This window comes from Phenylobacterium sp. (genome assembly GCF_004799515.1).
Classification (GTDB): Bacteria; Pseudomonadota; Alphaproteobacteria; order Caulobacterales; family Caulobacteraceae; genus Phenylobacterium.
Genome location: NZ_SSMX01000056.1, coordinates 1 through 20,533, shown reverse-complemented (window position 1 = coordinate 20,533; position 20,533 = coordinate 1). Strand labels below are relative to the sequence as shown.

31 protein-coding genes are annotated in these 20,533 nt (G+C 68.0%); 16 read left to right on the top strand and 15 right to left on the bottom strand.

Features of this window, described 5'->3' with window-relative positions; translation table 11 throughout:
* Nucleotides 1-84: 84 nt before the first annotated feature.
* A complete protein-coding gene (locus tag E8A49_RS22965) occupies nt 85-462 on the top strand; it encodes a helix-turn-helix domain-containing protein (protein WP_293386635.1) in 378 nt (125 codons plus the stop codon).
* 135 nt (nt 463-597) lie between these two features.
* Here E8A49_RS22965 and E8A49_RS22960 read toward each other — a convergent pair whose 3' ends face one another.
* The 6 genes from E8A49_RS22960 to E8A49_RS22935 form a co-directional block, all read right to left on the bottom strand.
* Nucleotides 598-1,494 carry a hypothetical protein gene (locus E8A49_RS22960; RefSeq protein ID WP_293386634.1) on the bottom strand — a complete coding sequence of 299 codons (897 nt, stop codon included), beginning with the start codon at nt 1,492-1,494 and terminating at the stop codon, nt 598-600.
* A 52-nt stretch (nt 1,495-1,546) separates the two neighbouring features.
* Nucleotides 1,547-2,230, bottom strand: a complete 684-nt coding sequence (locus E8A49_RS22955; protein WP_293386633.1) for a permease prefix domain 1-containing protein — start codon at nt 2,228-2,230, stop codon at nt 1,547-1,549.
* Entirely contained in the window at nt 2,214-2,561 is a 348-nt protein-coding gene (locus tag E8A49_RS22950) for a PadR family transcriptional regulator (protein WP_293386632.1), read from the bottom strand. The genes E8A49_RS22955 and E8A49_RS22950 overlap by 17 nt, the downstream gene beginning before the upstream one ends.
* A 68-nt stretch (nt 2,562-2,629) precedes the next feature.
* A complete protein-coding gene (locus tag E8A49_RS22945) occupies nt 2,630-2,752 on the bottom strand; it encodes a hypothetical protein (RefSeq protein ID WP_293386631.1) in 123 nt (40 codons plus the stop codon).
* Nucleotides 2,753-2,769: 17 nt separating this feature from the next.
* A complete protein-coding gene (locus E8A49_RS22940) occupies nt 2,770-3,666 on the bottom strand; it encodes an SOS response-associated peptidase (RefSeq protein ID WP_293386630.1) in 897 nt (298 codons plus the stop codon).
* Between the two features lie 58 nt (nt 3,667-3,724).
* Entirely contained in the window at nt 3,725-3,961 is a 237-nt protein-coding gene (locus tag E8A49_RS22935) for a hypothetical protein (RefSeq protein ID WP_293386629.1), read from the bottom strand.
* A gap of 711 nt (nt 3,962-4,672) precedes the next feature.
* Between E8A49_RS22935 and E8A49_RS22930 the strand changes: the two genes are divergently transcribed.
* The 9 genes from E8A49_RS22930 (at nt 4,673) to E8A49_RS22900 (ending at nt 10,895) form a co-directional block, all read left to right on the top strand.
* Nucleotides 4,673-4,981: a DUF736 domain-containing protein gene (locus E8A49_RS22930; RefSeq protein ID WP_293386628.1), complete on the top strand. Its 309-nt coding sequence runs from the start codon at nt 4,673-4,675 to the stop codon at nt 4,979-4,981.
* A 154-nt stretch (nt 4,982-5,135) separates the two neighbouring features.
* On the top strand, nt 5,136-5,351 hold the full coding sequence (locus E8A49_RS22925; protein ID WP_293386627.1) for a hypothetical protein: 216 nt from the start codon (nt 5,136-5,138) through the stop codon (nt 5,349-5,351).
* Nucleotides 5,352-5,381: 30 nt separating this feature from the next.
* On the top strand, nt 5,382-5,567 hold the full coding sequence (locus E8A49_RS23250) for an antitoxin Xre/MbcA/ParS toxin-binding domain-containing protein (RefSeq protein ID WP_366928851.1): 186 nt from the start codon (nt 5,382-5,384) through the stop codon (nt 5,565-5,567).
* Nucleotides 5,568-6,191: an RES family NAD+ phosphorylase gene (locus E8A49_RS23245; protein ID WP_366928850.1), complete on the top strand. Its 624-nt coding sequence runs from the start codon at nt 5,568-5,570 to the stop codon at nt 6,189-6,191. It abuts the gene before it with no gap.
* A gap of 46 nt (nt 6,192-6,237) precedes the next feature.
* Nucleotides 6,238-6,762, top strand: coding sequence for a plasmid mobilization relaxosome protein MobC (mobC, locus tag E8A49_RS22920; protein WP_293386626.1), 525 nt, complete (start codon nt 6,238-6,240; stop codon nt 6,760-6,762).
* Between the two features lie 158 nt (nt 6,763-6,920).
* Nucleotides 6,921-7,796, top strand: coding sequence for a relaxase/mobilization nuclease domain-containing protein (locus E8A49_RS22915; protein WP_293386625.1), 876 nt, complete (start codon nt 6,921-6,923; stop codon nt 7,794-7,796).
* Nucleotides 7,797-7,969: 173 nt separating this feature from the next.
* The gene (locus tag E8A49_RS22910) at nt 7,970-8,407 is read left to right on the top strand and encodes a hypothetical protein (RefSeq protein WP_293386624.1); all 438 of its coding nucleotides are present in this window, start codon (nt 7,970-7,972) and stop codon (nt 8,405-8,407) included.
* A 68-nt stretch (nt 8,408-8,475) separates the two neighbouring features.
* Nucleotides 8,476-9,138, top strand: coding sequence for a hypothetical protein (locus E8A49_RS22905; RefSeq protein WP_293386623.1), 663 nt, complete (start codon nt 8,476-8,478; stop codon nt 9,136-9,138).
* On the top strand, nt 9,135-10,895 hold the full coding sequence (locus tag E8A49_RS22900; protein WP_293386622.1) for a hypothetical protein: 1,761 nt from the start codon (nt 9,135-9,137) through the stop codon (nt 10,893-10,895). Before E8A49_RS22905 ends, E8A49_RS22900 begins: the two co-directional genes overlap by 4 nt.
* A 260-nt stretch (nt 10,896-11,155) precedes the next feature.
* Here the strand turns inward: E8A49_RS22900 and E8A49_RS22895 are convergent, their stop codons facing one another.
* Both E8A49_RS22895 and E8A49_RS22890 read right to left on the bottom strand, forming a co-directional pair.
* Nucleotides 11,156-11,818, bottom strand: a complete 663-nt coding sequence (locus tag E8A49_RS22895) for an LPD7 domain-containing protein (protein WP_293386621.1) — start codon at nt 11,816-11,818, stop codon at nt 11,156-11,158.
* Nucleotides 11,808-12,335 carry a type IV secretory system conjugative DNA transfer family protein gene (locus E8A49_RS22890; RefSeq protein ID WP_293386620.1) on the bottom strand — a complete coding sequence of 176 codons (528 nt, stop codon included), beginning with the start codon at nt 12,333-12,335 and terminating at the stop codon, nt 11,808-11,810. The genes E8A49_RS22895 and E8A49_RS22890 overlap by 11 nt, the downstream gene beginning before the upstream one ends.
* Nucleotides 12,336-12,374: 39 nt before the next feature.
* Between E8A49_RS22890 and E8A49_RS22885 the strand changes: the two genes are divergently transcribed.
* Nucleotides 12,375-12,482 (top strand): hypothetical protein, encoded by a 108-nt coding sequence (locus tag E8A49_RS22885; protein WP_293386619.1) that lies wholly within the window; start codon nt 12,375-12,377, stop codon nt 12,480-12,482.
* A 9-nt stretch (nt 12,483-12,491) separates the two neighbouring features.
* Here E8A49_RS22885 and E8A49_RS22880 read toward each other — a convergent pair whose 3' ends face one another.
* Nucleotides 12,492-13,025, bottom strand: a complete 534-nt coding sequence (locus tag E8A49_RS22880; protein WP_293386618.1) for a helix-turn-helix transcriptional regulator — start codon at nt 13,023-13,025, stop codon at nt 12,492-12,494.
* A gap of 445 nt (nt 13,026-13,470) precedes the next feature.
* On the opposite strand from E8A49_RS22880, the gene E8A49_RS22875 reads away from it, so the two are divergent.
* The 3 genes from E8A49_RS22875 (at nt 13,471) to E8A49_RS22865 (ending at nt 15,482) form a co-directional block, all read left to right on the top strand.
* Nucleotides 13,471-13,998 carry an MbcA/ParS/Xre antitoxin family protein gene (locus E8A49_RS22875; protein WP_293386617.1) on the top strand — a complete coding sequence of 176 codons (528 nt, stop codon included), beginning with the start codon at nt 13,471-13,473 and terminating at the stop codon, nt 13,996-13,998.
* Entirely contained in the window at nt 13,995-14,666 is a 672-nt protein-coding gene (locus E8A49_RS22870; RefSeq protein ID WP_293386616.1) for an RES family NAD+ phosphorylase, read from the top strand. Before E8A49_RS22875 ends, E8A49_RS22870 begins: the two co-directional genes overlap by 4 nt.
* 654 nt (nt 14,667-15,320) lie before the next feature.
* Nucleotides 15,321-15,482, top strand: coding sequence for a hypothetical protein (locus E8A49_RS22865; protein ID WP_293386615.1), 162 nt, complete (start codon nt 15,321-15,323; stop codon nt 15,480-15,482).
* Nucleotides 15,483-15,710: 228 nt separating this feature from the next.
* Here the strand turns inward: E8A49_RS22865 and E8A49_RS22860 are convergent, their stop codons facing one another.
* The 3 genes from E8A49_RS22860 to E8A49_RS22850 all read right to left on the bottom strand — a co-directional run bounded on the left by E8A49_RS22860 (nt 15,711) and on the right by E8A49_RS22850 (nt 16,771).
* Nucleotides 15,711-16,058, bottom strand: a complete 348-nt coding sequence (locus tag E8A49_RS22860) for a transglutaminase family protein (protein ID WP_293386614.1) — start codon at nt 16,056-16,058, stop codon at nt 15,711-15,713.
* A 246-nt stretch (nt 16,059-16,304) separates the two neighbouring features.
* Nucleotides 16,305-16,484 (bottom strand): CsbD family protein, encoded by a 180-nt coding sequence (locus tag E8A49_RS22855; RefSeq protein ID WP_293386613.1) that lies wholly within the window; start codon nt 16,482-16,484, stop codon nt 16,305-16,307.
* A 29-nt stretch (nt 16,485-16,513) separates the two neighbouring features.
* Nucleotides 16,514-16,771, bottom strand: a complete 258-nt coding sequence (locus E8A49_RS22850; protein ID WP_293386612.1) for a GlsB/YeaQ/YmgE family stress response membrane protein — start codon at nt 16,769-16,771, stop codon at nt 16,514-16,516.
* Between the two features lie 125 nt (nt 16,772-16,896).
* Between E8A49_RS22850 and E8A49_RS22845 the strand changes: the two genes are divergently transcribed.
* Complete coding sequence (locus tag E8A49_RS22845) at nt 16,897-17,526, top strand: type II toxin-antitoxin system HicB family antitoxin (RefSeq protein WP_293386611.1); 630 nt, start codon at nt 16,897-16,899, stop codon at nt 17,524-17,526.
* A 59-nt stretch (nt 17,527-17,585) separates the two neighbouring features.
* Complete coding sequence (locus E8A49_RS22840) at nt 17,586-18,014, top strand: DUF4112 domain-containing protein (protein ID WP_293386610.1); 429 nt, start codon at nt 17,586-17,588, stop codon at nt 18,012-18,014.
* Between the two features lie 643 nt (nt 18,015-18,657).
* On the opposite strand, the gene E8A49_RS22835 is transcribed toward E8A49_RS22840, so the two are convergent.
* From E8A49_RS22835 to E8A49_RS22825, 3 genes are all read right to left on the bottom strand, one after another.
* Nucleotides 18,658-18,876: a hypothetical protein gene (locus tag E8A49_RS22835; RefSeq protein ID WP_293386609.1), complete on the bottom strand. Its 219-nt coding sequence runs from the start codon at nt 18,874-18,876 to the stop codon at nt 18,658-18,660.
* Nucleotides 18,877-19,071: 195 nt separating this feature from the next.
* The gene (locus E8A49_RS22830; RefSeq protein WP_293386608.1) at nt 19,072-19,428 is read right to left on the bottom strand and encodes a ParA family protein; all 357 of its coding nucleotides are present in this window, start codon (nt 19,426-19,428) and stop codon (nt 19,072-19,074) included.
* A 346-nt stretch (nt 19,429-19,774) separates the two neighbouring features.
* Nucleotides 19,775-20,533 (bottom strand): DUF2817 domain-containing protein (locus E8A49_RS22825; RefSeq protein ID WP_293386607.1); only part of this gene is annotated, 759 nt, incomplete at its 5' end.

The window sequence follows — 20,533 nt, the reverse complement described above, 5'->3', positions numbered from 1 at the left end:
CCGCGAAAGGCCCTGAGGAGTGCGGTATCCGTGAAAAGAAAGAGCTTTGAAGGCGACGCCTGTCCGATCGCCCGATCGCTCGACGTGGTCGGCGATTGGTGGACCCTGCTGATCGTCCGCGAGGCCCTGGCCGGCGTGACACGGTTCGGCGGGTTTCAGCGCAATCTCGGCGCGGCCAAGAACATCCTGGCGGCCCGGCTCAAGGTGCTTGTCGCCCAGGGCATCCTATCCACGGCGCCGGGCGACGGCGCGCATCAGGACTATCTGCTGACGGACAAGGGCCGCGCCCTGCTGCCCGTGCTGATCGCGCTCGCCCAATGGGGCAAGGCGAACCTGTTCGAGCCGGGCGAGCGATGCCTCGAACCCCTGGACGCTGAGGGTAATCCACGACAGCGGCCAAAGCCTCATGGGCAATTACCCAAGGCGGCGGCGAAGGTCCGCTTTTCGGCGAGCAGCCAATGACGGCTACCCACCCTTGGCAGGCGTTCGGAGAGTCCGCATTCGGGACGGACGGGACGGACCGTTTCTGGCTGTTTGCGGACTCTTCAAACGTCGCCAATGGGTGGAAAGCGGACGTCAACTAACCAGGTGATGAACCTAATTGCCAAGCTTCAGGCGAAGCCATCCTGAAATTCTCGAGAGCACCTCGGACAGGTGCGAGACGCCGCTGCTGTCGACCATCGCGTGGTCGTAGTCGGGATACTCCCAGTAGGTGAGATTGCCTCGATGGCGCGTCGCGAACTGGTCCCGAAACGCTCTCGCTGACGATACGGGGTTGGATCTGTCCCGCGCGCCCTGGACCACCAGCAGAGCGCCCCTGGCTCTCAGGGCGTCCTCCCACAAAGGCCGGTCGGCAATGTCCGCCCACCACCGCAGGGAATTCCCGCCCCAGACCTCCGGGCTCAACGGATTGCGGCGAGCCCGTTCGAGCTGTGACGGCGCTTGCACCGCCAGCTCGGGCGGGATGACCTGGACGAACGCGTCCCGGAACGGAATGCCGGTCGCGGACGAGAAGATGACGGAGGCGTCCGCGTTCACCCTGGCGGCGAGGATCTGGACGACCGCGCCGCCCTCGGATCCGCCGAAGAGGACGAGCTTGCCGTTCCACCAAGCCGCTTTCTTCAGGCGCCCGATCACCGCGGAATAGTCTTCGACCCGCTGGGTGACCGTGTGGTGAGCCCAATAGGCCTGCGAACAATCGGCCTCACCGCCTGGCGCCGCACTTGGGGCCACTCCGTACTTCTCGACCGTGACGACCGTGAAGTCCGGCAGCAAGCTCTTCGCCGCCTCCACATTTCGATTGTTCACAACCGAAGCGCAGCCGGACCCCTGGGCGATGACCAGGATCCCCTGCTTGCCAGAGGCGCTCTGTCTGTCGAGGTACCAGTCAACGGGGGGACCGCTTGGCCGCCCCAGCGTGAAATGCGCGGGCGCGGCGGTCGCGCAGGACGCGACGGCCGTAACGATCAGTGGCAGCCACGACAGTCGAGACATGTTCATCGGCGCTCCTGTAGCTCAATAGGCTCGGCGGCAAGCGTGGCCGTAGTCAGCCGGTCTGGCGCTCCCGCGCGCTGCGCCTGACCAACAGCGCCGCGTAAGGCAAGGCCGCGACCGCCAGCAGCACCGCGAACCCGGCGATCCCGTCCGGCGAGATCGAGACCTCGCCGTGCGTCGTGGCGGTCGGCAGCGTCAGGATCGGGTGGAAGATGCTGCCGAGCGCGGCCAGCGCGACGATCCCGCTGGCCGGCCAGAGCGGGGCCGAGCGGTTGCGGAACGCCGCGACGCCCAGCGCCCAGGCGAGCAACAACGGCAGGATGGCGTGGCTGAAGAACATCATGCGGGCCGCGAATTCGCTGAGCCAGCCGGGCAAGGCGCCCGCGCCGGCGCCGGCTTGCACCTGCTTCACCGTCACCACCACGCCCACCACCGTCAGCGCCGTGATCGCCGCCAGGGCGGCGGCGGGCGCGATCAGATAGGCGGCCACGGGCGCCTTGCGGCCCCAGGCCTGGAATTCGCGGCGTTCGATCATGGCGTCGGCCAGCATCTCGATGCTCCCTAGTCTGGAAAGCGCCCGGGTTTCCGCTTCGCGCGGATCGCTCATCGCCCGGCGCTCTTCGGCGATGAGGTCATCCAGATGATCCCTCAGCTCGGCCAGGTATCGGCGCGCCGGGCGTCGCCGCACCCCGCCTTGCAGCAGCCGCCGCCAAAGCGGGTCAAACGAGGCCTGCACGACCGCCTCCCACGAGTACCTGCTGCACGGCCCCGGTGATCCGCGACCAGAGCTCGGTAAGCTCCGTCAGGCGCGAGACGCCCTTGGGCGACAGGGCATAGTAGATGCGGCTGCGGCCGCCGACTGTGCGGCGTGCGGACGTGATCGCGCCGCTGCGTTCCAACGCATGCAGCACGGGGTAGACGACGCCTTCACCCAGGCTCACGACCTCGCCCGTCTCTTCGCGGATCGCCTGGACGATCTCATAGCCGTACATCTTGCGGCCCCGCAGCAGGCGCAGCACCAAGAGCTCCGGCACGCCGTTCATGAAACTGGGGTTGGTGGACGCCATCGCTGCCGGCCCTGATACCTCGAACTGAAAGGTATAATGCCTAGAACTGACAGGTATGCAACCGCGATCTAGAGGCCGGCCTTCGCCAGCAGGGCGTCGACCGCGGACGCATCGTCGAACACCGCGCGCACCGGCCAGGCGCAGAATGTCCGCCATGGGTCGCGAGCGGCCACTAGGCCATCGGCGGTCACCGGACGTTCGACGCCCGTTAGACGGCCGCGATCTCATCCTGCTTGACGCCCCGATTCACGATCTTGAGCGCGCCATCCGGCAACGGCCGCTGGAGGTGCGCGACCTCTGGCCAGGGCTTGTCGCTCATCCACGCGTCCCACTCTGCCGGCGCCGTCAGGATGACCGGCATGGCCTTGTCATGGTGCCGCCTCACCTCGACGTTGGCCTCGGTGGTGAGGAAGCCAAAGACCTCGCACGCGACCTCGCCTTCGGACGTCTTGCGGACGCAGGTCCACGGTGTCCAGACGCCCGCGAAAAAGGCCAGCGGACGGCTCTCATCGAGCGCGAACCAGATGTTCTGCCGGGACCCGCCGACTTGGTCGGGCTCGCAGAAGGAGGTCATGGGGACCAGGCATCGGCTCTCCGGTTCAAGCCAGCGCCGCCAGTGTTTGCTTGAGGTGTTGCGGATGTTGGTCGTGCCGCGGTCGGGCTCCCTCCGCAGCAGCTCCTTGAAGTCGAACGCCTGACCTTTCGCGCGAAGGGCGTCCGCCCGCTTGCTGGCCGCCTGAAAGAGCGCCTGGCTGGACGACGGCATCCCCCAGCGCAGGTACCTCACCGCCCGGCCGCCCGCGGTGTCGTGCGTGACCACGGGCGCGGCGTAGTCCGGGTAGACCCCGGTCATGGGCGGCTGATTGTGAAAGGAGCCGCCATCAGCGCGGGCGGCGCGCGCGAACTCTGCAACGGAGGTGGCGATGCTGTAGAGATTGCACATGGTCTGACGGGAGCATGGGAGCCCGCGATGCGCAACGAGGAGCCGCAGCCGGGGCGGCCCGATGACCACGAGGCCTTCAAAGAAGCCTTCCGGCGGGCCGTGAGCGTGAAAATCGCAATGACGCGGCTGGCGGCGATCGTCCGGGGCGAGCGTCCCCGGCACCGAAACAGCCCCGCCGGCCGTGGGGACGACGGGGCTGCGTAGCGCCCTGCGCAGGCCGCTACTTGGCCGCGCACAGGTCCTTCTTGGCCATCTTGCCCTTGGCGTCGTGGCAATTGCCCTTGGCGTCGAGCTTATAGGCGGAGGCCATGGCCGGCCCCTTCGCGCCCGAGCAGACCTCGGCCTTGGCGAATTTCCCCGCGGCGTCGTGGCACCGGCCGTTCTTGTCGATCTTCTGAGCGTCGGCGGCGGAGGCGCAGAGCGCGAGCGCGGCGACGATAGCCAAAGTGCGAAGCATGATGGTTCCTCCCGTTGAGACGGCCACGGTCACACCGGCTTGTGACAGGTGCAAGCGGGGCTATGATTTCTGCGGGTCGCGGTGAGGAGCGCTGAATGCGCCATCTGGTGATCGCGCCTGGGCCGCGCCTTGGCGAGGCCGGTCGCGCGGAGGGCAGGCCGATCCGCCGCCGGCCCGCTATCTCCATCTGGTCTGCCAGGGCCAGCGGACCACCATCGGGCAGCCCGACCTCCGGATCGACCGCCGCTCCGCACAGATCCGGATGATCGGCCTGGGCATGCGCTACGCCGGGTCACGCGAGGAGAGCGCCGAGCCCTCGACGACCCAGACGTTCTGAGGCCGCGTCCGGCGGGACCTGGGACCGTCGTGGCCGGGCTGCGCTCACGCCGGTCGATGGGGCGTTGGCGACACTGTGACGTGACACCGTCCTGGCGGGACCGGGATGGGCCGTTGACGACCCCTGGGCCTCGGGCTCGCTCCCGCAGCCGCTTTCGACGTGATCTGGACCGGTCCGGTCGTCGCCGCAACGGCGGCGGCCGGCTGCCCTCCCCTGCCCCTTCGGGCCATTCCTCGCGAGGCAAGGCAGCCGGCCGCCGCCGTCCTCCGCTGCGCTCCGGGACGTGGCCTGCGACGCCGTCCTGGCGGACCGGTCTTCCCGATCGTCATCGCGGCCGCGGCAGGCGCGGCCCGAGCAAGACAGGAGACGTCATCATGGCCACCATCGGCACCTTCACCAAGAACAGCGACGGCAGCTTCTCAGGCGCCATCAACACCCTCAGCCTCAACGTCAGGGCCGCGAGCTTCCGGCCGAACGAGAAGACCGATCCGAAGTCCCCGGACTACCGCATCTTCGCCGGCAAGGCCGAACTCGGCGCCGCCTGGCTGAAGACCGGCGACAATGGCGACTTCCTCTCCGTGAAGTTGGATGACCCCAGCTTCCCGGCTGCGATCTACGCCTCCCTGGTGGAGATGGATGAGGTCCACAGCCTGATCTGGTCCCGCAGCCGCAGCGCGCACTGACCCCGGCAGATGCGCCCCACCCACCGGTGGGGCGCTTTCTGTGCGCCTCGGGCGCTGGTGTTCGGCTTAGCGCCATCGATTGACGGTCGCGCGTCGAAGCGCCGGAGCGACAGCTTGATTTTTGCTAGGCGACAGCTGCCGCCGGATCGATTTCGTGAGCGATGTCGTCGGCCCCACGTTCGAGAAGGTCGAACAGCGCCTGGGGCGCGCAAGGGGCTGCGGCACCACATCGCCGGTCCCCCTGGACGCGCACGACCTCCTGGTGACCGGGCCGCCGTCCGCCGCCCTGCGCTTTCTGGTGACCAACCTCGTCGTGCTGCAGGCCACCGAGCGCCCCGGCAAGGCGGTGGGCATGAGCCTGCGGACCTAGCCGCGGAGAGCAGGCGGGCCGGCCAAGGCGTTGAGCCGCGAACAGGGCGGCGGGGCCAGGACATTCGCCGAGACCCTGAGCCGCGCCACGCCGATTTTCGGGGCCGAATATTGGCTCGAGCGGCCTGCCCTCGGCCTCGATCAGCGCAAGCCCATCGACCTGATGGCCACGCCCGCCGGCGTGGAAACTGGTCGAGGACCACCTGACCCGGCTTGAGTGCGGCCTCGACACACGACCCCGCTCCCGGCGCCGCGGACCACATCGTCTGGCGTCTGGACCAGGCGCGGTTCGCGTCGACCTGGGATAGTGCGGCAGGCTCCTACCGCGGCGGGGCGCTGGAACAACACGGGGGTCCGCGCGGTCTATGGCGCGTTGGATCCCGCCACGACGATCCTCGAAGTCGCCGTCCATAACACACCCCGCGCTCAACGTCGTACCCCAGGTCCTGACCGCGTCCCGCGTCGCCGATCCCGCCGACGTCCGGGCGGTGGAACCGGGCGAAGCGCCCAAATCCAACTGGCTTCGGTCCGGCCTTCCCAGCACCGGGCAACAGGACTTCGGGGACGCGCTGCTGGAGCCCACCCCTTCGTGGTTCTTCCGAGCGCCATCTCCACGCACAACTGGAACCTGAGCTTCGTGGCGCGCTCGACACCCGGCCGCATCCGCCGGCGCCCTAGCCTATCGCGGCGACGTTGCAGTGCTCGGCGGGCTTCCCGGGTCCGTCCTCACACCTGGCCCGGTTGGGGCGCGCCCGCGGCGCGGCGGGTGTCGCCCGGGAGCCGTAGACCTACGGGCTCGCGGGCGTCGAGGGGAGGCGTCAGTTTGAAGGGACGCGGTTGAGGGCAGGATAGCCTTCGCGGCGGCGGATGTTTACGCGGAGCGTCGAGTGGTCAGTTTCAATGTGCGGGTGCCGGACGACCTGGGCGCCCGCTTCGACGCCTGGGCGGGCGCGCGGGGCGGCCGGTCCCCCGCCCTACGCCAGCTCATCGGCGAGGCCTGTCATCGACCGGCGAGTCGGGGATCGGCGCCAGGGCGACTGGCGGCGCGGCCGGCGAAACTCACCGTACGGCTGACCGCGGCGGACGCCCGTGGACTGGGCGCCGCGGCGGCGGAGATGGGGTTGACGCCCAACGCCTGGGTGGCGGCGCTCGCGCGTCGGCGGCTGCATGAGGGGCCCACCTTTCCCGCCGACCAGGCGCTGGCGGTGCTGGCGATCCAGGCCGAGCTGCGGCGGATCGGGGTCAACATCAACCAGATCGCCCGCGCCCTGAACACCGCGGTGATGGAGGGCAAGGCGCTGGATCTGGAGGTGGCCAGCCTGGCGGCGTTCCGGGCCGAGATCCGCGAACACTTGCGGGCGCTGCGCGAGGCCTTCGACGGCAACCTCGCCTATTGGCAGGCCGACCTGTGAGCGACTTCCCGTTGGTCGAGGGGTTCGAGGAGGCCTGGCGGCCGCCAGTGCGGCCCCGTCGGCGCAGGCCGGAGGCGGTCCTCCCAAACGGCGCAGCGCAGGCCGGCGAGGAGGTTCGGGCGCGCTTGGCGCGGGTGGCGCGGCGCGCGCCTGAAGTGATGGTCAAGGTCTCCGGGCGCACCCGCGACCCGGGACACCTGCGGGCGCATCTCGACTACGTCGCGCGGCATGGCGAGCTGGGTCTTGAGGATCACGACGGCGCGGTGCTGGATGGCCGAGCCCCCCTGCGCGAACTGGCCGAGGACTGGAGCGCGCTGGCGTTGGCGGATCGCCGCCGGCGGGCCACGACGCCCCTCAGCCATTCCCTGGTGTTGTCGATGCCCGGCGGCGCCGCGCCGCTGGCGGTCCGGGACGCGGCCCGGGCCTTTGCGGCGGAGGTGTTCGCCGACCGGTTCGACTACGTGCTGGTCCTGCATTCCGACACCACACATCCACACGTCCACCTGGTCGTCCGTTCACTTGGGCACAGGGGCGAACGGCTCGCGCCGAAGAAGGCCGATCTGGAGGCTTGGCGGCAGGTGTTCGCCCAGGCGCTGCGCGACCGCGGCATTGAGGCCGAGGCCACGCCGCGCCGGGCGCGAGGCGTTACGCGCAAGGCTGAGCGAACGCCCCTTCGAAGGATCCGGGAGCGGCATGAGGCCGGGTTGGGGCGGCCGCCCCAGGTTTGGCGCGGGGCCTATCAGGCGGCTGCGCGGGCGGCGTTCGGCGGGGAGAACCAGCCCGTACCCTGGGAAGACCGGCTGGCGGCGCGGCAGCGCCAGGTCCGCGGTCTCTACCTGGCCCAGGCCAATCTGTTGCAGCGGTCGGCTGGCCCGCGGGATCGTGAGCTGGGCGCCCAGGTCGAGACCTTTGTGCGCGGCCTGCCGCCCCCCGACACCCAGCGCCTGGCGCTGGCGCGGGAGCTGCGCGCCGCCAGTCGCGCCCTGCATCAAGACCGGGGGGACGCGCGGAAGGACCGGTCGCGACAACGGTGAGTGGGCGCCGCCTCGCCGGGCCCGGCGCCCAGGCCGCCGACACTCCTCCGCCTTCGGTGCGACCACTTCTCTAGACGACGCTGCACGAGAAACCGAACAACGATGGCGCGCGCCGGCGCGAGTAGCCAGGTCGAAAAACGCATGTCAGAGTTGATCGACTTGGGAGAACAGCGATGTCATTGGTGTCGGGCGCGGTGTTCTACAGTATGCTCGCAGGCCTGATCGCCGTGGTCCTGGCGTTGCTGCTGCACCGCAAAATCCTGCGAACCATCCTCATCAGCGTCGGCGTCGAGGCCGTGGCGATCATCGGGCTGGTCATCACCCACATCTCCGGCAACATGCATCTGCCTCAGGTCGTGGGCTTGGCCTTGCTGGGGCCCGTCGTAGGAGTGATCGCCGGCGGTGCGCGCCTTGCTCCGGCCCCGGACCCGAGCGCGATCCGCACCAGGAGCGTGGCCCCCAATCCGCTCATCCGCGGGGCGACAGAGCCCAGCGAGCAAGGCTTCATGCAGTGGCTGAACGAGAACGACTACGTCGACATCCAGCCGGACCAGATGCCGGCCCTACGCGCCGAATACTACGCCCAGTTTAAGGTGCCGCCCGCCGGCTAAGCCAAGGTTCTTATATCGGGAGATTGCGTGTGCTTAAGACAGACGACGCTCGGTTTCAGCTCCGCCGCTTGCTGGCGCACAACGACGCCGCGGTGTTGTTACGCAACCACCGATGGGCTGACGAGCGAGGACGCTGGACCGAGCTGGTGGGGGCCCTGCTGTCGGCGTCTCACGAGATTCCGAACGGAAAGCTCCACCGACTACTGCGCCAGCTGGAGACCCTCAACCTGCTGGACCTGTCCCACTGGTGCGCGACACCGGAAAGTTTCGCCGAGGCCGAACATGACGCCCTGGTGGCCCAGACGCGGGTGGTCTTGGAAGACTTCGGTCTCGATCAGAAGACGGCATTGCGCGCGAGCCGCATCATCCACGACGCAGCTCACCAGCTCGGCAAGCGCTATGGCGGCAAGATCCAGCTCGCGCTACGCGAGGCCGGGGACGAGATCCTCGAGAAGTTCACCCGCGCGCTCAACGTCAGCGAGCTCACCGATGCCGAGCTGCGCCAGGCGCTGACCATGTGGCTGCAGAACGTTCTCAATCTGCCGATCTCGCTCAAGCGACCAAGCTTCCAGCGCTTCTGCGACGCCAATAACCTCTCGGCCGGCCAAGTGCTGAACGGGGCCGACGAGCTGGACCTCAGCGTCGCAGCGCTGGACGATCTGATCGAGAATTGGGACGCCCGCCAGCGGGCCAAGCCGGCGGTGCGAAAGACTGACGATCGGCGCGCATGACCCTCACCGACTTCATCGGCTACAGCGAGCGCAACAGGCAGGAACTCTACACCGCCGTTTGGAACAAGCTCGCCAGTCTCGACGGCGAGATGATCCCCTATTCCAACCTGCTCGAGGTTCCGCTGGACCAGGGCAAGTTGCTGATAGTCTCGCGGCAGCAGGATGAACACGGCGACCCAACTGACTTTCTCAGACGCATCGTCCGGCAGGACGGAGGCGAGGCGAAGACCGCCGCCAAATTAGCGGAAGACCGGGACGCGAACGGCGTGTCACGCCGGATTGGGCAAATCGAACTTCCGGCCTTTGTGCCGTTCCTCGACGCCACCGAGCATCCGCCCACGATCTTCTATGACATCTACGGTCGAGCCGCGAGCCGCCTCCAGACCTTCGATCGCAAAGGCTTCAAGCACATCGACAAGGCCAGCGCCGAGGTCGTCGTCCTCGCCATCCAGCTCTATCACGAGCTGCAGCACCTGCGCCTGCGGTTCGAATCGAGCGCCCGCTGGCCGGTGGCGACGCGCCGGTTCCTGCCGGCCTTCCTAGACTGGACCGAACCTTCGGACCCAGCGTACCAGAAGGTCAAGGCGGAGATGGTCAACGCCCACGGCCGCGACACGATCCAGAAGGTCCTGGAAGAGAAATTCGTGATCAATCAGGCGGCCGGCCAGTTCAAGGAATTCGTCTACAACGAAGAAATAGCTGACAAATACGCCAAGAGCGACGAGTTTCCGGGCGTCTCCGCCGAGGGGATGGTCAAGCTCTTCGACGCGCTCGACCGGGCCCACAAGCTTCCGGTGAGCGAGCGCCCAACCAACGTCAACATCGGCGACTTCGTGCGCGGGGTCCACAAAGGCAAGATCGTGCCCCCAGACGCCTGGCGAGGCGTCCAGACCACCCTTCCCCCGGAACTCTGCGCCCCGCCCAGCCCGGCGGCCCGCAACAAGAGCAAGTCCGCGAAACCCCCGACCCCAGGCGGCGGCAAGCGGAAGCGTTCGGACGTGACGCCCGGCCCGACCGACACGACAACCGACACCGCGATGGCGGCCCAAGACACAAACCCCGCGCGCCGGGCGTCGAGGATAGCGGCCTGGGGCTCGCCTCCCGACAACCTGCCGATCTCGCGACCGTCGATCTTCCAAGGCTGGCCGATCCTATCGCAACTCGGTCAAATCTTTCGCTCGGGCCCCACCGCGGCGCCGGTCATGCCGACCGCCGGCGCCTGGGAGCCGCCGAACTTGCAGCGCGCGTCCGTGGGCGGCGGGTGGCCATTCCTGCCCGTCGGCGCCCCGTCCGATGACCCGCCTCGAGATCCCGGCGCGGCTTGGGATGGCCCGGTCTACGGCCAGACGGGCGGCGGCGGGACCGGCATCGCCTTCGGCTCACCTCCCGGCGGCGACGGCCTGGGATGGCGCGGCGGATTTCCCACCGGCGGCGGGATCGACGACGACCCCGGGGGACCCGTCGAGCCGCCACCGGTCGAACCGCCGATTTCGATTTCCCCGCCCGACCCGGTGATCAACCTGCCGATCTACCGCGGCGGGTCCAGTGGCCAGCCGGTCGAGGAGCCACCAGAACCCGCGCCACCGATCGAGGAAGCGCCGGTCTATCGGCCCCCGCCCCCGCCGGTCGAACCGCCGCCCGCCTTCAGCGCGCCCTTCGTTCCGAGCCCGCCGCCGGAGCCTTACGAGAGCCCGTTCACCCAGCCCCTCGCGCCCTCTGGTCCGCCGACCGGCGGCTTCGAATATCCCGAGGGCTGAGCGCGAAGGCGGTTGGCGTCGGCAGGTAGGGTTCGGGCCTCCGCAAGCATCGGCAAGCTGATCATGGAGCCGAACTGCGGCCAGATGATCCAGATTCCTCAGCCCAGGACTGTCATCGATGCGGCGCAAGAGTGGTGGCCGCAGCGCGGTGAAAATGGGCACCGAACTCGACGGCAGATCCGCAAAGCGCCCTGACCGGATTGATGCGGCGAGTTGAGGCGCGTCTTCGGGGCCGCTCCCGTTCGTTCCCGCATTCGTCCTTAGCGGGTTCGTCCGCGATGGCGCCCCGCCGCGGCGGGGCGGTCGCGCTCCGGGTCATCGAAGCGCCCGCCCCGTTCCAGCCAACCCGCCACGCGGGCCCGCGCCGCGTCCAGCAGCCGGGACTGGACCACGGGATCGGCGACGCGGGACGCCACCACGGCCTCGACGGCGCGCAAGGGCGCGGCGGCCTTGGCGCGGCGCCGATTGGGATCCGGCTCTGCGCGCCGCGCCTCGAGCTCGCGCCCAAGCTTGTCCCAGGCGTCTCGGCGGCGCTGAAGGTCGATACGGCGTTGCAGGTCCTGAATGTCGCGTTCAGTCGCCCTATAGCCGCGCACCTCGAGGCCTTCGACCCGGGCGACGAGCCACGCCTCCCGCCTGAACGCCGGTTCGCCGGTGACGGTGACCTTCGTCCAGCCGCGGTGGCGGGCGATGGCCGTGAGGTGGCGGATGACGTGCGGGTCGGTGCGCGCGGTCACCAGGCGATCGCCGCGGTCGCGGAAGGCCGCGATCGGCGTGGTGGCGTCGGCGTAGAAGCCGAGGCCCGGACCGCCGCGGCCATCCACGAAGTAGCGGCGGACCAGGTCGTCGGGGACGTCGCCCTTCGCGGTCGAGCGGCGGCCCGTGGCTTTCACGGTGTTGAGGCTGACGGCGTCATCGGCCATGGTCAGGGTCTCCGGGCAATCGCACCGACGCGTCGATGAAGCGCTCGACCCAGTCGGTCATGTCCGCCTCGCTGGCGCCCTGCGGCGGAAAGGGTTCGAGGCCGTTTGCGACGGCGGTCAGGCCGAGGTCGAGGCGGAGGTCGGCGTCCGGGGCCGGCGGAGGCGCGGCCGCGGCCGGCGGCAAGGGGTAACCTGTCTGACCAACGCAGGGATGCGGCGGGACTCTGGGCGCTGGCTGCTGGCGGCCGGTAAAGCGGCGCTCGCGCCAATAGACGATCTTGCGGCCGCGGACGGCCGGCATCCCCGGGCGCAGGACGATCAGCCGGTCGCCTGGCATCTGCATCAGCTCTTGCGGCAGCATGAGCGGGCGGCGCTGGTCGGACTCTGTGTTGCTGCGGTGGCCGTGGCTCAGGCCCGCGGGTCGGCTGCGTGAGCGGCCCTCGTAGGTGTAGGCGCCGATCCGCTCGGAGAGCTCCTGGGCGATCTTCAGCTCCTTTGGCGCAAAGGCGATCTCCACCCCGAGATCGCGATTATCCTTGGGCTCTCCGCCCGCACCGTGGAGGCCTACATCGAGCGCGCGTGCGAGAAGCTTGGCGTCCGGACCCGCATCCAGGCCGTGGTGCGCGCGCGACGCGACGGCCTGCTCGAAGACGTGCTCCTCTAGTCTCGACGGTCAGGTGTCCGCCGCCGCTTCCGGATCGTCCTCGGGACCATCGCGATCGCCATTCGGCAGCTCAGCGCTTGGTTTCGTCCAGCGGTCGCCCTCCCCCATCCGGGCGCCGAGGAAGTCTTCGCCTTCCGCCGCCTCGCGCGCCAAGGCGTCGAACATCCGGGTGAAGCCAGCGACGACGGTCGCGGTGTTCAGCCGCGCGACGGTTTCCTTGGCCTTGGCGTCGAACTCCTGCAGGTTCACCATGAAAACGGTCATCAGCTTCTGTTCGGCGCAGGCCACCGCGAAGCCCGGCGAGCGGATTTCGACCGCGGCCAGGATCGCGTAGGGGTCTACGTCGAGGACTCTCGCGAATTGGTGGATGCGGTCGACATTGATCTTGCCGCGGCCAGCTTCGAAGTATTCGTAGGTGCGCCGCTGCATGCCCATGGCATCCGCCATTTCGCCCGGCCTCAAGCCCCGCAGATGTCGGAGCCGCCGAAGCGCCTGTGAGAGCGTGGCGCTCCGGCTGGCCGCTATGTCCGTCGACTCAGCCATTGGCTGCATTACTCAACTCACGCTTGCTTCCGCGTTTTACACGATCCACGCGCTACGCAACCGCGGTGAACCGTCCGCTTGCGGAAATATTTGCGTCCCGGAAGCCCCATAAGACGTCGCCGCACATCATCGGCGGAACACCGAAAAAAACTTGCGTGTCGTGGCGCGATTTCGCCGCCTGAGCGGCGCAGGGGCCGCAGTTTAAACGGTCCTAACCGCGTAAAGCGCGATCGCATCTGCCGGTGATTCGGCGGCGTTTTTGCGGATGCCGCCCCGGCGCGGGGCGCTCGGTGATCAGCCTAGGCTCGTAAAGCCTCCAGCGGCCAGAAACAGCGGTCCTGAGCGCAGGCCGCGCCCTGCGCGTGCGTTACTGTTGAGCGCTACCACCCGGAACCTTGCTCGAAGTCCATATTTGGACTATATGCATATCCGAACGGAGGTTCCCGTGGCCCGTAAAGCCGCCCAAGCCAGCCCCAGCATCGTGGCCGGTCCGCACATCCTTGAGCCGAGTCGCTTCGCGCCGCCCAATCGGCGGCGGCTGAGCGGGCCCGGACTTCGGACCTTTCTGGCGATCACGGACCTTTGGGGTCTCACGGAATCGGAGCGCCTCCTGGTGCTCGGACTACCCTCCCGTTCAGCTTACTACGGCTGGGTCAGGGCGGCTCGGGAACACCGCGAGTTCACGCTCGACGTGGACGTCCTCACGCGCATCTCCGCCCTGCTCGGCATCCACCAGGCGCTTGGCGTGCTGCAGGCGAACGAGCCCGCAGCCATCGCCTGGCTTCGGACTCCGCACCGCGCCCTGCCCTTCGGCGGCCAGCCTCCCTTAGCGCTGGTGACGAGCGGAACCCAGGACGGCCTGATGGTCGTGCGCCGCTTCCTGGACGCGGCGCGGGGCGGCTTCTACATGGCGCCGAACGAGATCGATCGCGATTTCGAGCCCTACACCGACGCGGACGTCGTCTTCGCTTGAGCGACGCCTACGCGCCCGCGCCGGTCCCCAGCTTCCGGCTCATTCCTTCGAAGTTTCCGCCTATCGGCCTCTTCGACACGGTGTCGACGGCTGCCGATCTGGAGGCGGTCATGGAGCTTGCCGGCTGGACCAATGATCGCCTCGTGGCCGAGCGCGTCGCACGTCTCCCTCGGTCGGAGTGGGTGTTCGGCCGTCCCAATTCGAGTGTCGTCATGGCGGCGTTCCTGCACGTGGCGGCGGGCGGCATGCGCTTCAACGGGCCGGACTTGGGCGCATGGTATGCCTCCGCTCACCTCACCACCGCGGTGACCGAGGTCGCCCACCATCTGCGGCGTGAAGCCTATGCCACGAGATTTGCGGATCTGATCCGGACGTACCGGGCCTACACGGCGGACCTCGCCGGCGCCTATCTGGATATCCGCGGCCAGCAGGCCTCCAGACCCGAAGTCTACGCCCCAGACAGCTACGCGGCCGGACAGGCCCTTGGCGAGGACATCCGGTCCGCCGGCGGCGATGGCTTGCTGTTCGACAGCCTGAGGCACGCCGGGGGCGTCAACGTCGTCGCGCACCGGCCTCGAAACGCGCTCAATATCCTCCAGACGAATCACTACGAAATCCGGGTCGAGGCCGGCTCGACCCGAATCCACGCCACTCGTTTGGCTGCCTGAGGCAAATCCCAAGACTGGTCCCAGCACGCCATGTGCAGCCGGAATGCGCCCCGCTGGAACCGGCGCGGCCCAGAGTCTTCAGCGATGAATGCGGGATCGGACCAGGGGTAAAAGCGTGGTTGGAGACGACGCGTGGTCTGTTCCGGTCTTCAACGGACCAAGCCTATTGCGGATGTTCGCCCTAGCCTGTTCGAGCGCGTCACCGTGATCCGTGGTCGCCGCGAAGCTGAAGCGCGACAAGCCAGCGTCGCAGCTCAGTCATTGACCCAAGAGCGTGTCCTCGAACCCGCGCGTTAACTATGGAGTTGAAATAAAAGGGATTCCACGGAACAAGGGCGGCGACCTAAGGTTAAGCTTGGAGAGGCGATGCCGTGTCGTGGATGAACTTCTAGGTTTCCGAGCAAGACGGTAGCTGGTTCGTCACGGGCGCCCCACGAATGGGACCCTTCCAGAGCAAACAGCGCGCGGTCGATCTCGCCGAGGGAATGGTCTCCAGCCTCAGGAGCGTGGGCGAAGACGTTGCTTGGACGGAGCTAAGGCGCGCCGATTTGCGCGCTCTGCGCCGCAAAGACTGAAAGCGCCCGCGAACCGCTCCAATCGGCGCAACCCGACCCGTCCTTTGCCGGTTGGCCCTGAACAGCAGGGAGATGCCCGATGTCCGAAGCCGACAACTTCCCCGACCAGCCTGAGCCGGAAGAACGCAACGCGGGCCAACTGACTGAAGGCGATCCGCCGTCGCGAAAAGATCCTCAGGACATCCCGGATGGCGGTGGCGATGACGACGATAAGGGCGAGGATGAGGACGCGCCGGAGTGAGCGTCGCGTCGCCGCGCTTGCTCGCCCAATTTTGCCGGTCGGCGGTCCGCCTGGCCCTTCTTGGTCGCGTCTTGCAGTGCTGGCGACGGTCGGTCCGCCACGCTCCTCCCCAGGTTCACCTGATCCGCGGGAACTCGTCCCCGCGCCCCTGGGTCCTGTTGAGCCGGTGAGCAAGGTTGCATCGCGGCCGAGCTGACACGAGGCGCCAGCAGGTTATCTAGCGACAACCTACTCGGCTGCGATCAGCTCTCCGGCGGTCATAGCGCTAACGTTCTGCGCCTCTTCGCAGATCACCGCGAAATCCCGCAACACCGACGCACCGATCGAGTTCGTCATGGCCACGTCGACCGCGTCACGGCCTCGAGTAATGACCACGCGGCCGATGCGCGGCGCGTTGTGACGCGCGTCGAAGGTGTACCAGCCGCCCTCGAGGTAGACCTCGAACCAGGCGCTGAAATCCATCGGCGCATCGACGGGCGGTACGCCAATGTCGCCGAGGTAGCCATTGTAATACCGCGCCGGGATGTTCATCGCCCTGCAGAGCGTCACGGCCAGGTGCCCACAGTCGCGGCACACCCCCACCTGCTCGTCGTGGCCGGCGCCGCCTGTGTCCTGCGGCCCGGAGGTGGCCAGAGAACTCAGTTCTCCCGCGAAACATCCGACCGCACTCAGCCGGGAAATCGGACCCCGACTCCGCGTGTGGATCGCCGGCCCAAGCACAGATACGCCTGGGCCGGCGGGATGACCTGCACCGAGCTCAGTTTGGGCGTTGCAGCCCAACGGCAGACCAGGCCCGCGACGTTCGACACGCACATGAAACCGCTATCTCGTCGCCTTCTTGACGGCGGTCTTGGTCTTGCCAACCACTTCCCTGGCCGACCCGGCCGCCTTGTCGGCGACGCCCTTGGCCTGCAGCTTCTTGTTGCCGGTGGCTTTGCCGGCCGCTTCCTTGATCGAGCCCACGGCCTTCTGGGTCGCGCCTTTGGCGGTGTCCCTGTTCATGTCTCTTTCTCACGGGTTGGGGGATGGGGTCAGATGACCCGCCGGCGGAAGATCAGGTGATAGATCAGCAGCACGATCACCGAGCCGATGAACGCCACGAAGATGCTGTAGAGATTGATGCCGGTGGCGCCGGAATGGCCGAACTGGTTGAACAGGAAGCCGCCGACCATCGCGCCGACAACCCCCAACAGGATATCGACGATCAGACCTTCTCCGGTCTTGTTGACGACCTTGCTGGCCAGGAAACCGGCGATCAGGCCCACGACAAGCCAAGCGAGAATAGACATTCGGTAGCCCTCCAGCCGCGCAGCGCGGCGAGGTGAGAAAGCATGTGGGCGACCGATGTTCCGCGGCGCCGCTTGTTTTTGCGCAAAAATACACAATCTACGGACCTCGCGGATCGAGGACCCATATGAATACGCTCCATTTCGTCGCCCTGATCCGGGGGGCGCAAGCGACCGGATACACCGCCACGTTCCCGGATCTGCCGGATTGCATGGCGAGCGGCGATGATGTGGCGAGCCTCGTCATTGAGGCCAAGCGCGTCGCGCTCGACCACCTTCAGGCCCTGGCGAACGTCGGCGAAGCCTGGCCTGAGGCGACGCCCATTGAGCAGATTGCCATGGACCCGGGCGTCATCGCGGTGCTCATAGACGTCGCCGTCGACGATCCGCCCATTCGGGTGAACGTCTCCCTGGGCGAGCGGCTGGTGCAGCGGCTAGACGCCGCCGCCGAGGCGCGCGGCATGACGCGATCGGGTTTCATCGCCCAATCGGTGCGGATGAACCTCGGCGAGCAGCCGCGAACTGACTTCGAAGGCGCCGGCCGCAAACTTCAGGATGATTTCACGATCTTGGCGCGCAAGATCAACGACGCGATCGGACCCAATTCAACCTTTGAGAAGCGCATGGCGGACTTCGATGGCCGGGTCTACGAGGGCGTGCGCCGCGCCGCCGACAGCGTGTCGGCCGCCATGGCGCGCAGGCGCGATGCGGCCAAAGCGGCAAGCGATGGCCCCCGCGACGCCAACGCCGCCGAGTAGGTCGCCCCAAAACCAATCCGTCATTCGCCGGCGCCCCGCGCCCAACTGGGACTTCTCCGATGATGAAATCCGACGATGAGCTCCGTTCGATCCGCGACAGCGTGGCCCTGGTCGGCCGCCTGTCCGATAGCCTCGTCCACATCGGTCCGTTCAGCCTCGGCATCGATGGGGTCTTGAGCTGGGCGCCCGGCCTGGGGGACCTCTACAGCACCGTCGCCGGCGCCTTCATCGTCGTGCAGGGCGCCCGCGCCGGCGTACCGGGAGCCGTCCTCGGCGGGGCGGCGCTGCTGCTCGCCTGCCGCACGGTGGTCGGCGCTGTGCCCGTGGCGGGCTCGGCCTTCGCGGACTTTTTCACGGCGCACAAATGGGCGGCGGCAATGATCGTGCGCTCCATCGACGAGCGCCTTGGCGTCTTGGACGCATCGGCCGGCGCCGCACCGCGCGCTCCGATCCGCTCTGCAGCCGGTGGCGGCGTCGCTCGCGCCTGACGTGGCCAATTGGGCGCCGCGGTGGGGGCGGCGTTCGTTGGACCTCAAGAGTTCCGGCGGCGGGCCTCACGCAGGGACGGCCGCCGCCCGGGCGCACTCCGCGCCCGGTTCTTCGCAGATCGCTGGGGCGCACATGACCGGCGACCCAATGCGCGCGCCCTGCTGGAGGAGTCGGCCGCAGCAAGGGCTTCCCCTTCCCCCGCGCGCGGGCCGCGTCCGAGAGGGGAGGACCGGCTTTCGCCCGCGACGCCGCTCGCGGACGGCCCGCCCTCGAAGGGCCGATCAGCCACTTCCTTGTCGCGCGCGCTGGCGTGAGCCTGGGCCGCCGGGGGCGCACCAGCCCGAAACGGGCATCGACGCCAAGACCCGACGGGCTGGCCCGGAGAGGGAAGTTGCGTCTGCTTGCGGTCGCATGGCTGCGCCGATCCCGATTGGCGGAGCTAGTCCCGAACGCGCCCTCCTGCCGGGTGCTCGGCGCATCCAATCCAGCGACTTGGCGTGACGCAGTTACGAAACGCCCTGCGGCGCAACAGTACACTTCGGGCGATGAGGACCCGCCGCACCCGATCGGTGACCTAAGCTCACTTCGCGGTCGCTGCGAGGCTTCCGGCGAGCGCCTCCGCCATGCCGGGAATTCAGGAGGCTAAAGGATGTCCCCCCAAAGCGCCGACCCGGCTGCGACCATCGGCAGCGACGGCCGCCAATGATCGTCGAGCTCCGCAGAATATTCGGCAAATGACCGGTTCTCGTACGCCGGGTTTTCGCGGTCACCTCCCGCATTGCGGGCGATCCGTTCACCCGCTTCAACCAGCAGTCGTTGCAGATCGACGGCGGCGTGGGACCGCGGCTGAAATTCCGTCACGCCCTGCCCGTCGCCCGCCGCCCGTTGGTAACATAGGCGACTCCGGATCTTGGTCTCCGCCGTCGGCAGTCGACCGAACTCAAGCGCCTGTAGCGCACGGCGGGTGAGTCCCGCCTCGACGCCGTTCCGCGCTGGCGGGCACTGGTTTAGAACGACGAGCCCGGGGCGCTTTCGCTGCCAGATAAGCTGGATGGTCTAGTGAATGGCGGCGATGTCCAGCGCCGAGGGCCGCGCCACCGCAAGGCAAAAGTCGGCTACATCGATGGCTTTGACCACGTCGCTCGTTGGAGCGGGCGGGGTGTCGACAATGAGCAGATTGCACCCATTGCGCCAGCACGCATCCCTTACGGCCCTTAGCTTACCCGGCGTGGTTTCGATCAAGATCGAGGCGGGCGCCGTGCGGCCACGGAGCGCCACGGCGGCGGAGCGTATGGGATCAATGTCCGCTACGACCGCCTTGAGACCAGCCTGCTGGGCGGCAATACCGAGACTCACCGCCACTGTTGTCTTGCCCGCGCCGCCCTTGCGCGACAATACGGCGATCGTCTTCATCCCCGGCCTCCAGTGCCGCGCAGCGGGCGCGAAGTACGAGCTGCAGAATCAACGCGTTCGCTAGTCTGAGCCTCACACCCTCGCGTGGACAACTGCCAAGAGGTCGCTGTTTGGGTCGGCCCGCGAAGCATTCGAAGCCGTGATGACTTGGGCGCGGTCCAGAAGAGGCGTGATGGGTGAAAGCCGCGCCACCGGGGAGCCGCGTGGCCAATTCAGCTGCCGGAGGGCGTGGGCGGCCGCTCAAAGCGCGGATGGGATGGCCCCGGATAGGCCAAGACCAACCGGTCGGCCGAAATCAGCGTAATCCCCTCGACGATCGCCTGCGCAGTCAGATGCGGTCGAAGGGTCAGGTCTTCAGGCCCTTCAATGCCTGTCGGGTCGCTAGCAAGGACTGGCCGGCAATCATTCCCTTCCAATCATCGGCGTCCGTGAAAAACGCGTCTCTGACCTCGGCTTTGATCCCCTGCCCCTCGGGTGACCGTGGGTCGCCGTAGGCATGAAGCCATGCGTCGGCGCGGAGGGCGTTCAGCACCGCCATGGCCGGCTTGGTGCCGAATTCCAAAGCCATGCCGGTCACCTCGGCATGCCCCAGCAAGCTCGCGGCAAAGCTCAGGCCATCCCCCGTGATCTCCGCTGAGGCCGAGTCACCGCCAGCGAAGGGGGACGTGACGGCGGCCCCGTACCAGCGCGCGGCGCGCTTGAACCGTTCCGACTGGGGGCGATCGACCACGATCTGCTCGCCGTAGCCCCACGGACCGAGGCCCGTATGATAGTCGATGATCGCGATGCGGCCTGCGCCCCGCAGATAGCCCTCGAAGAGGACGGTCTGAACGCGGCGCGACCACGTCGGCTGATCGCCGCCAAAGAAGATGCCGAGGGGATGGCTGTACTGACCGCCGGAAAGCGCCTGTTGCAGCGCCATGAATCCATGTTCGCTGACATAGGCCGAAAGCCCCTCGCTGGCTTTGGCCTGGGCCTCAATCGTCCACGCCCTGGGACAGATGAGGTCGGCCAACGCCTCGTAGCCGGGGTTCCCTGGGCGCGCTGAATTGAAGTCGACCCAGTTGCGGTTGAGGTCGACGTTCTCGTGGGTCACCCGTCGTAG

What these genes read in the sequence shown, in the direction of transcription:
- E8A49_RS22960 (WP_293386634.1), bottom strand. Translation starts at nt 1,494, where the DNA reads ATGTCTCGACTGTCGTGGCTGCCACTGATCGTTACGGCCGTCGCGTCC.
- E8A49_RS22950 (WP_293386632.1), bottom strand. Translation starts at nt 2,561, where the DNA reads ATGGCGTCCACCAACCCCAGTTTCATGAACGGCGTGCCGGAGCTCTTG.
- E8A49_RS22935 (WP_293386629.1), bottom strand. Translation starts at nt 3,961, where the DNA reads ATGCTTCGCACTTTGGCTATCGTCGCCGCGCTCGCGCTCTGCGCCTCC.
- E8A49_RS22930 (WP_293386628.1), top strand. Translation starts at nt 4,673, where the DNA reads ATGGCCACCATCGGCACCTTCACCAAGAACAGCGACGGCAGCTTCTCA.
- E8A49_RS22915 (WP_293386625.1), top strand. Translation starts at nt 6,921, where the DNA reads ATGGTCAAGGTCTCCGGGCGCACCCGCGACCCGGGACACCTGCGGGCG.
- E8A49_RS22910 (WP_293386624.1), top strand. Translation starts at nt 7,970, where the DNA reads ATGTCATTGGTGTCGGGCGCGGTGTTCTACAGTATGCTCGCAGGCCTG.
- E8A49_RS22900 (WP_293386622.1), top strand. Translation starts at nt 9,135, where the DNA reads ATGACCCTCACCGACTTCATCGGCTACAGCGAGCGCAACAGGCAGGAA.
- E8A49_RS22895 (WP_293386621.1), bottom strand. Translation starts at nt 11,818, where the DNA reads ATGGCCGATGACGCCGTCAGCCTCAACACCGTGAAAGCCACGGGCCGC.
- E8A49_RS22880 (WP_293386618.1), bottom strand. Translation starts at nt 13,025, where the DNA reads ATGGCTGAGTCGACGGACATAGCGGCCAGCCGGAGCGCCACGCTCTCA.
- E8A49_RS22865 (WP_293386615.1), top strand. Translation starts at nt 15,321, where the DNA reads ATGTCCGAAGCCGACAACTTCCCCGACCAGCCTGAGCCGGAAGAACGC.
- E8A49_RS22855 (WP_293386613.1), bottom strand. Translation starts at nt 16,484, where the DNA reads ATGAACAGGGACACCGCCAAAGGCGCGACCCAGAAGGCCGTGGGCTCG.
- E8A49_RS22850 (WP_293386612.1), bottom strand. Translation starts at nt 16,771, where the DNA reads ATGTCTATTCTCGCTTGGCTTGTCGTGGGCCTGATCGCCGGTTTCCTG.
- E8A49_RS22845 (WP_293386611.1), top strand. Translation starts at nt 16,897, where the DNA reads ATGAATACGCTCCATTTCGTCGCCCTGATCCGGGGGGCGCAAGCGACC.
- E8A49_RS22840 (WP_293386610.1), top strand. Translation starts at nt 17,586, where the DNA reads ATGATGAAATCCGACGATGAGCTCCGTTCGATCCGCGACAGCGTGGCC.
- E8A49_RS22830 (WP_293386608.1), bottom strand. Translation starts at nt 19,428, where the DNA reads ATGAAGACGATCGCCGTATTGTCGCGCAAGGGCGGCGCGGGCAAGACA.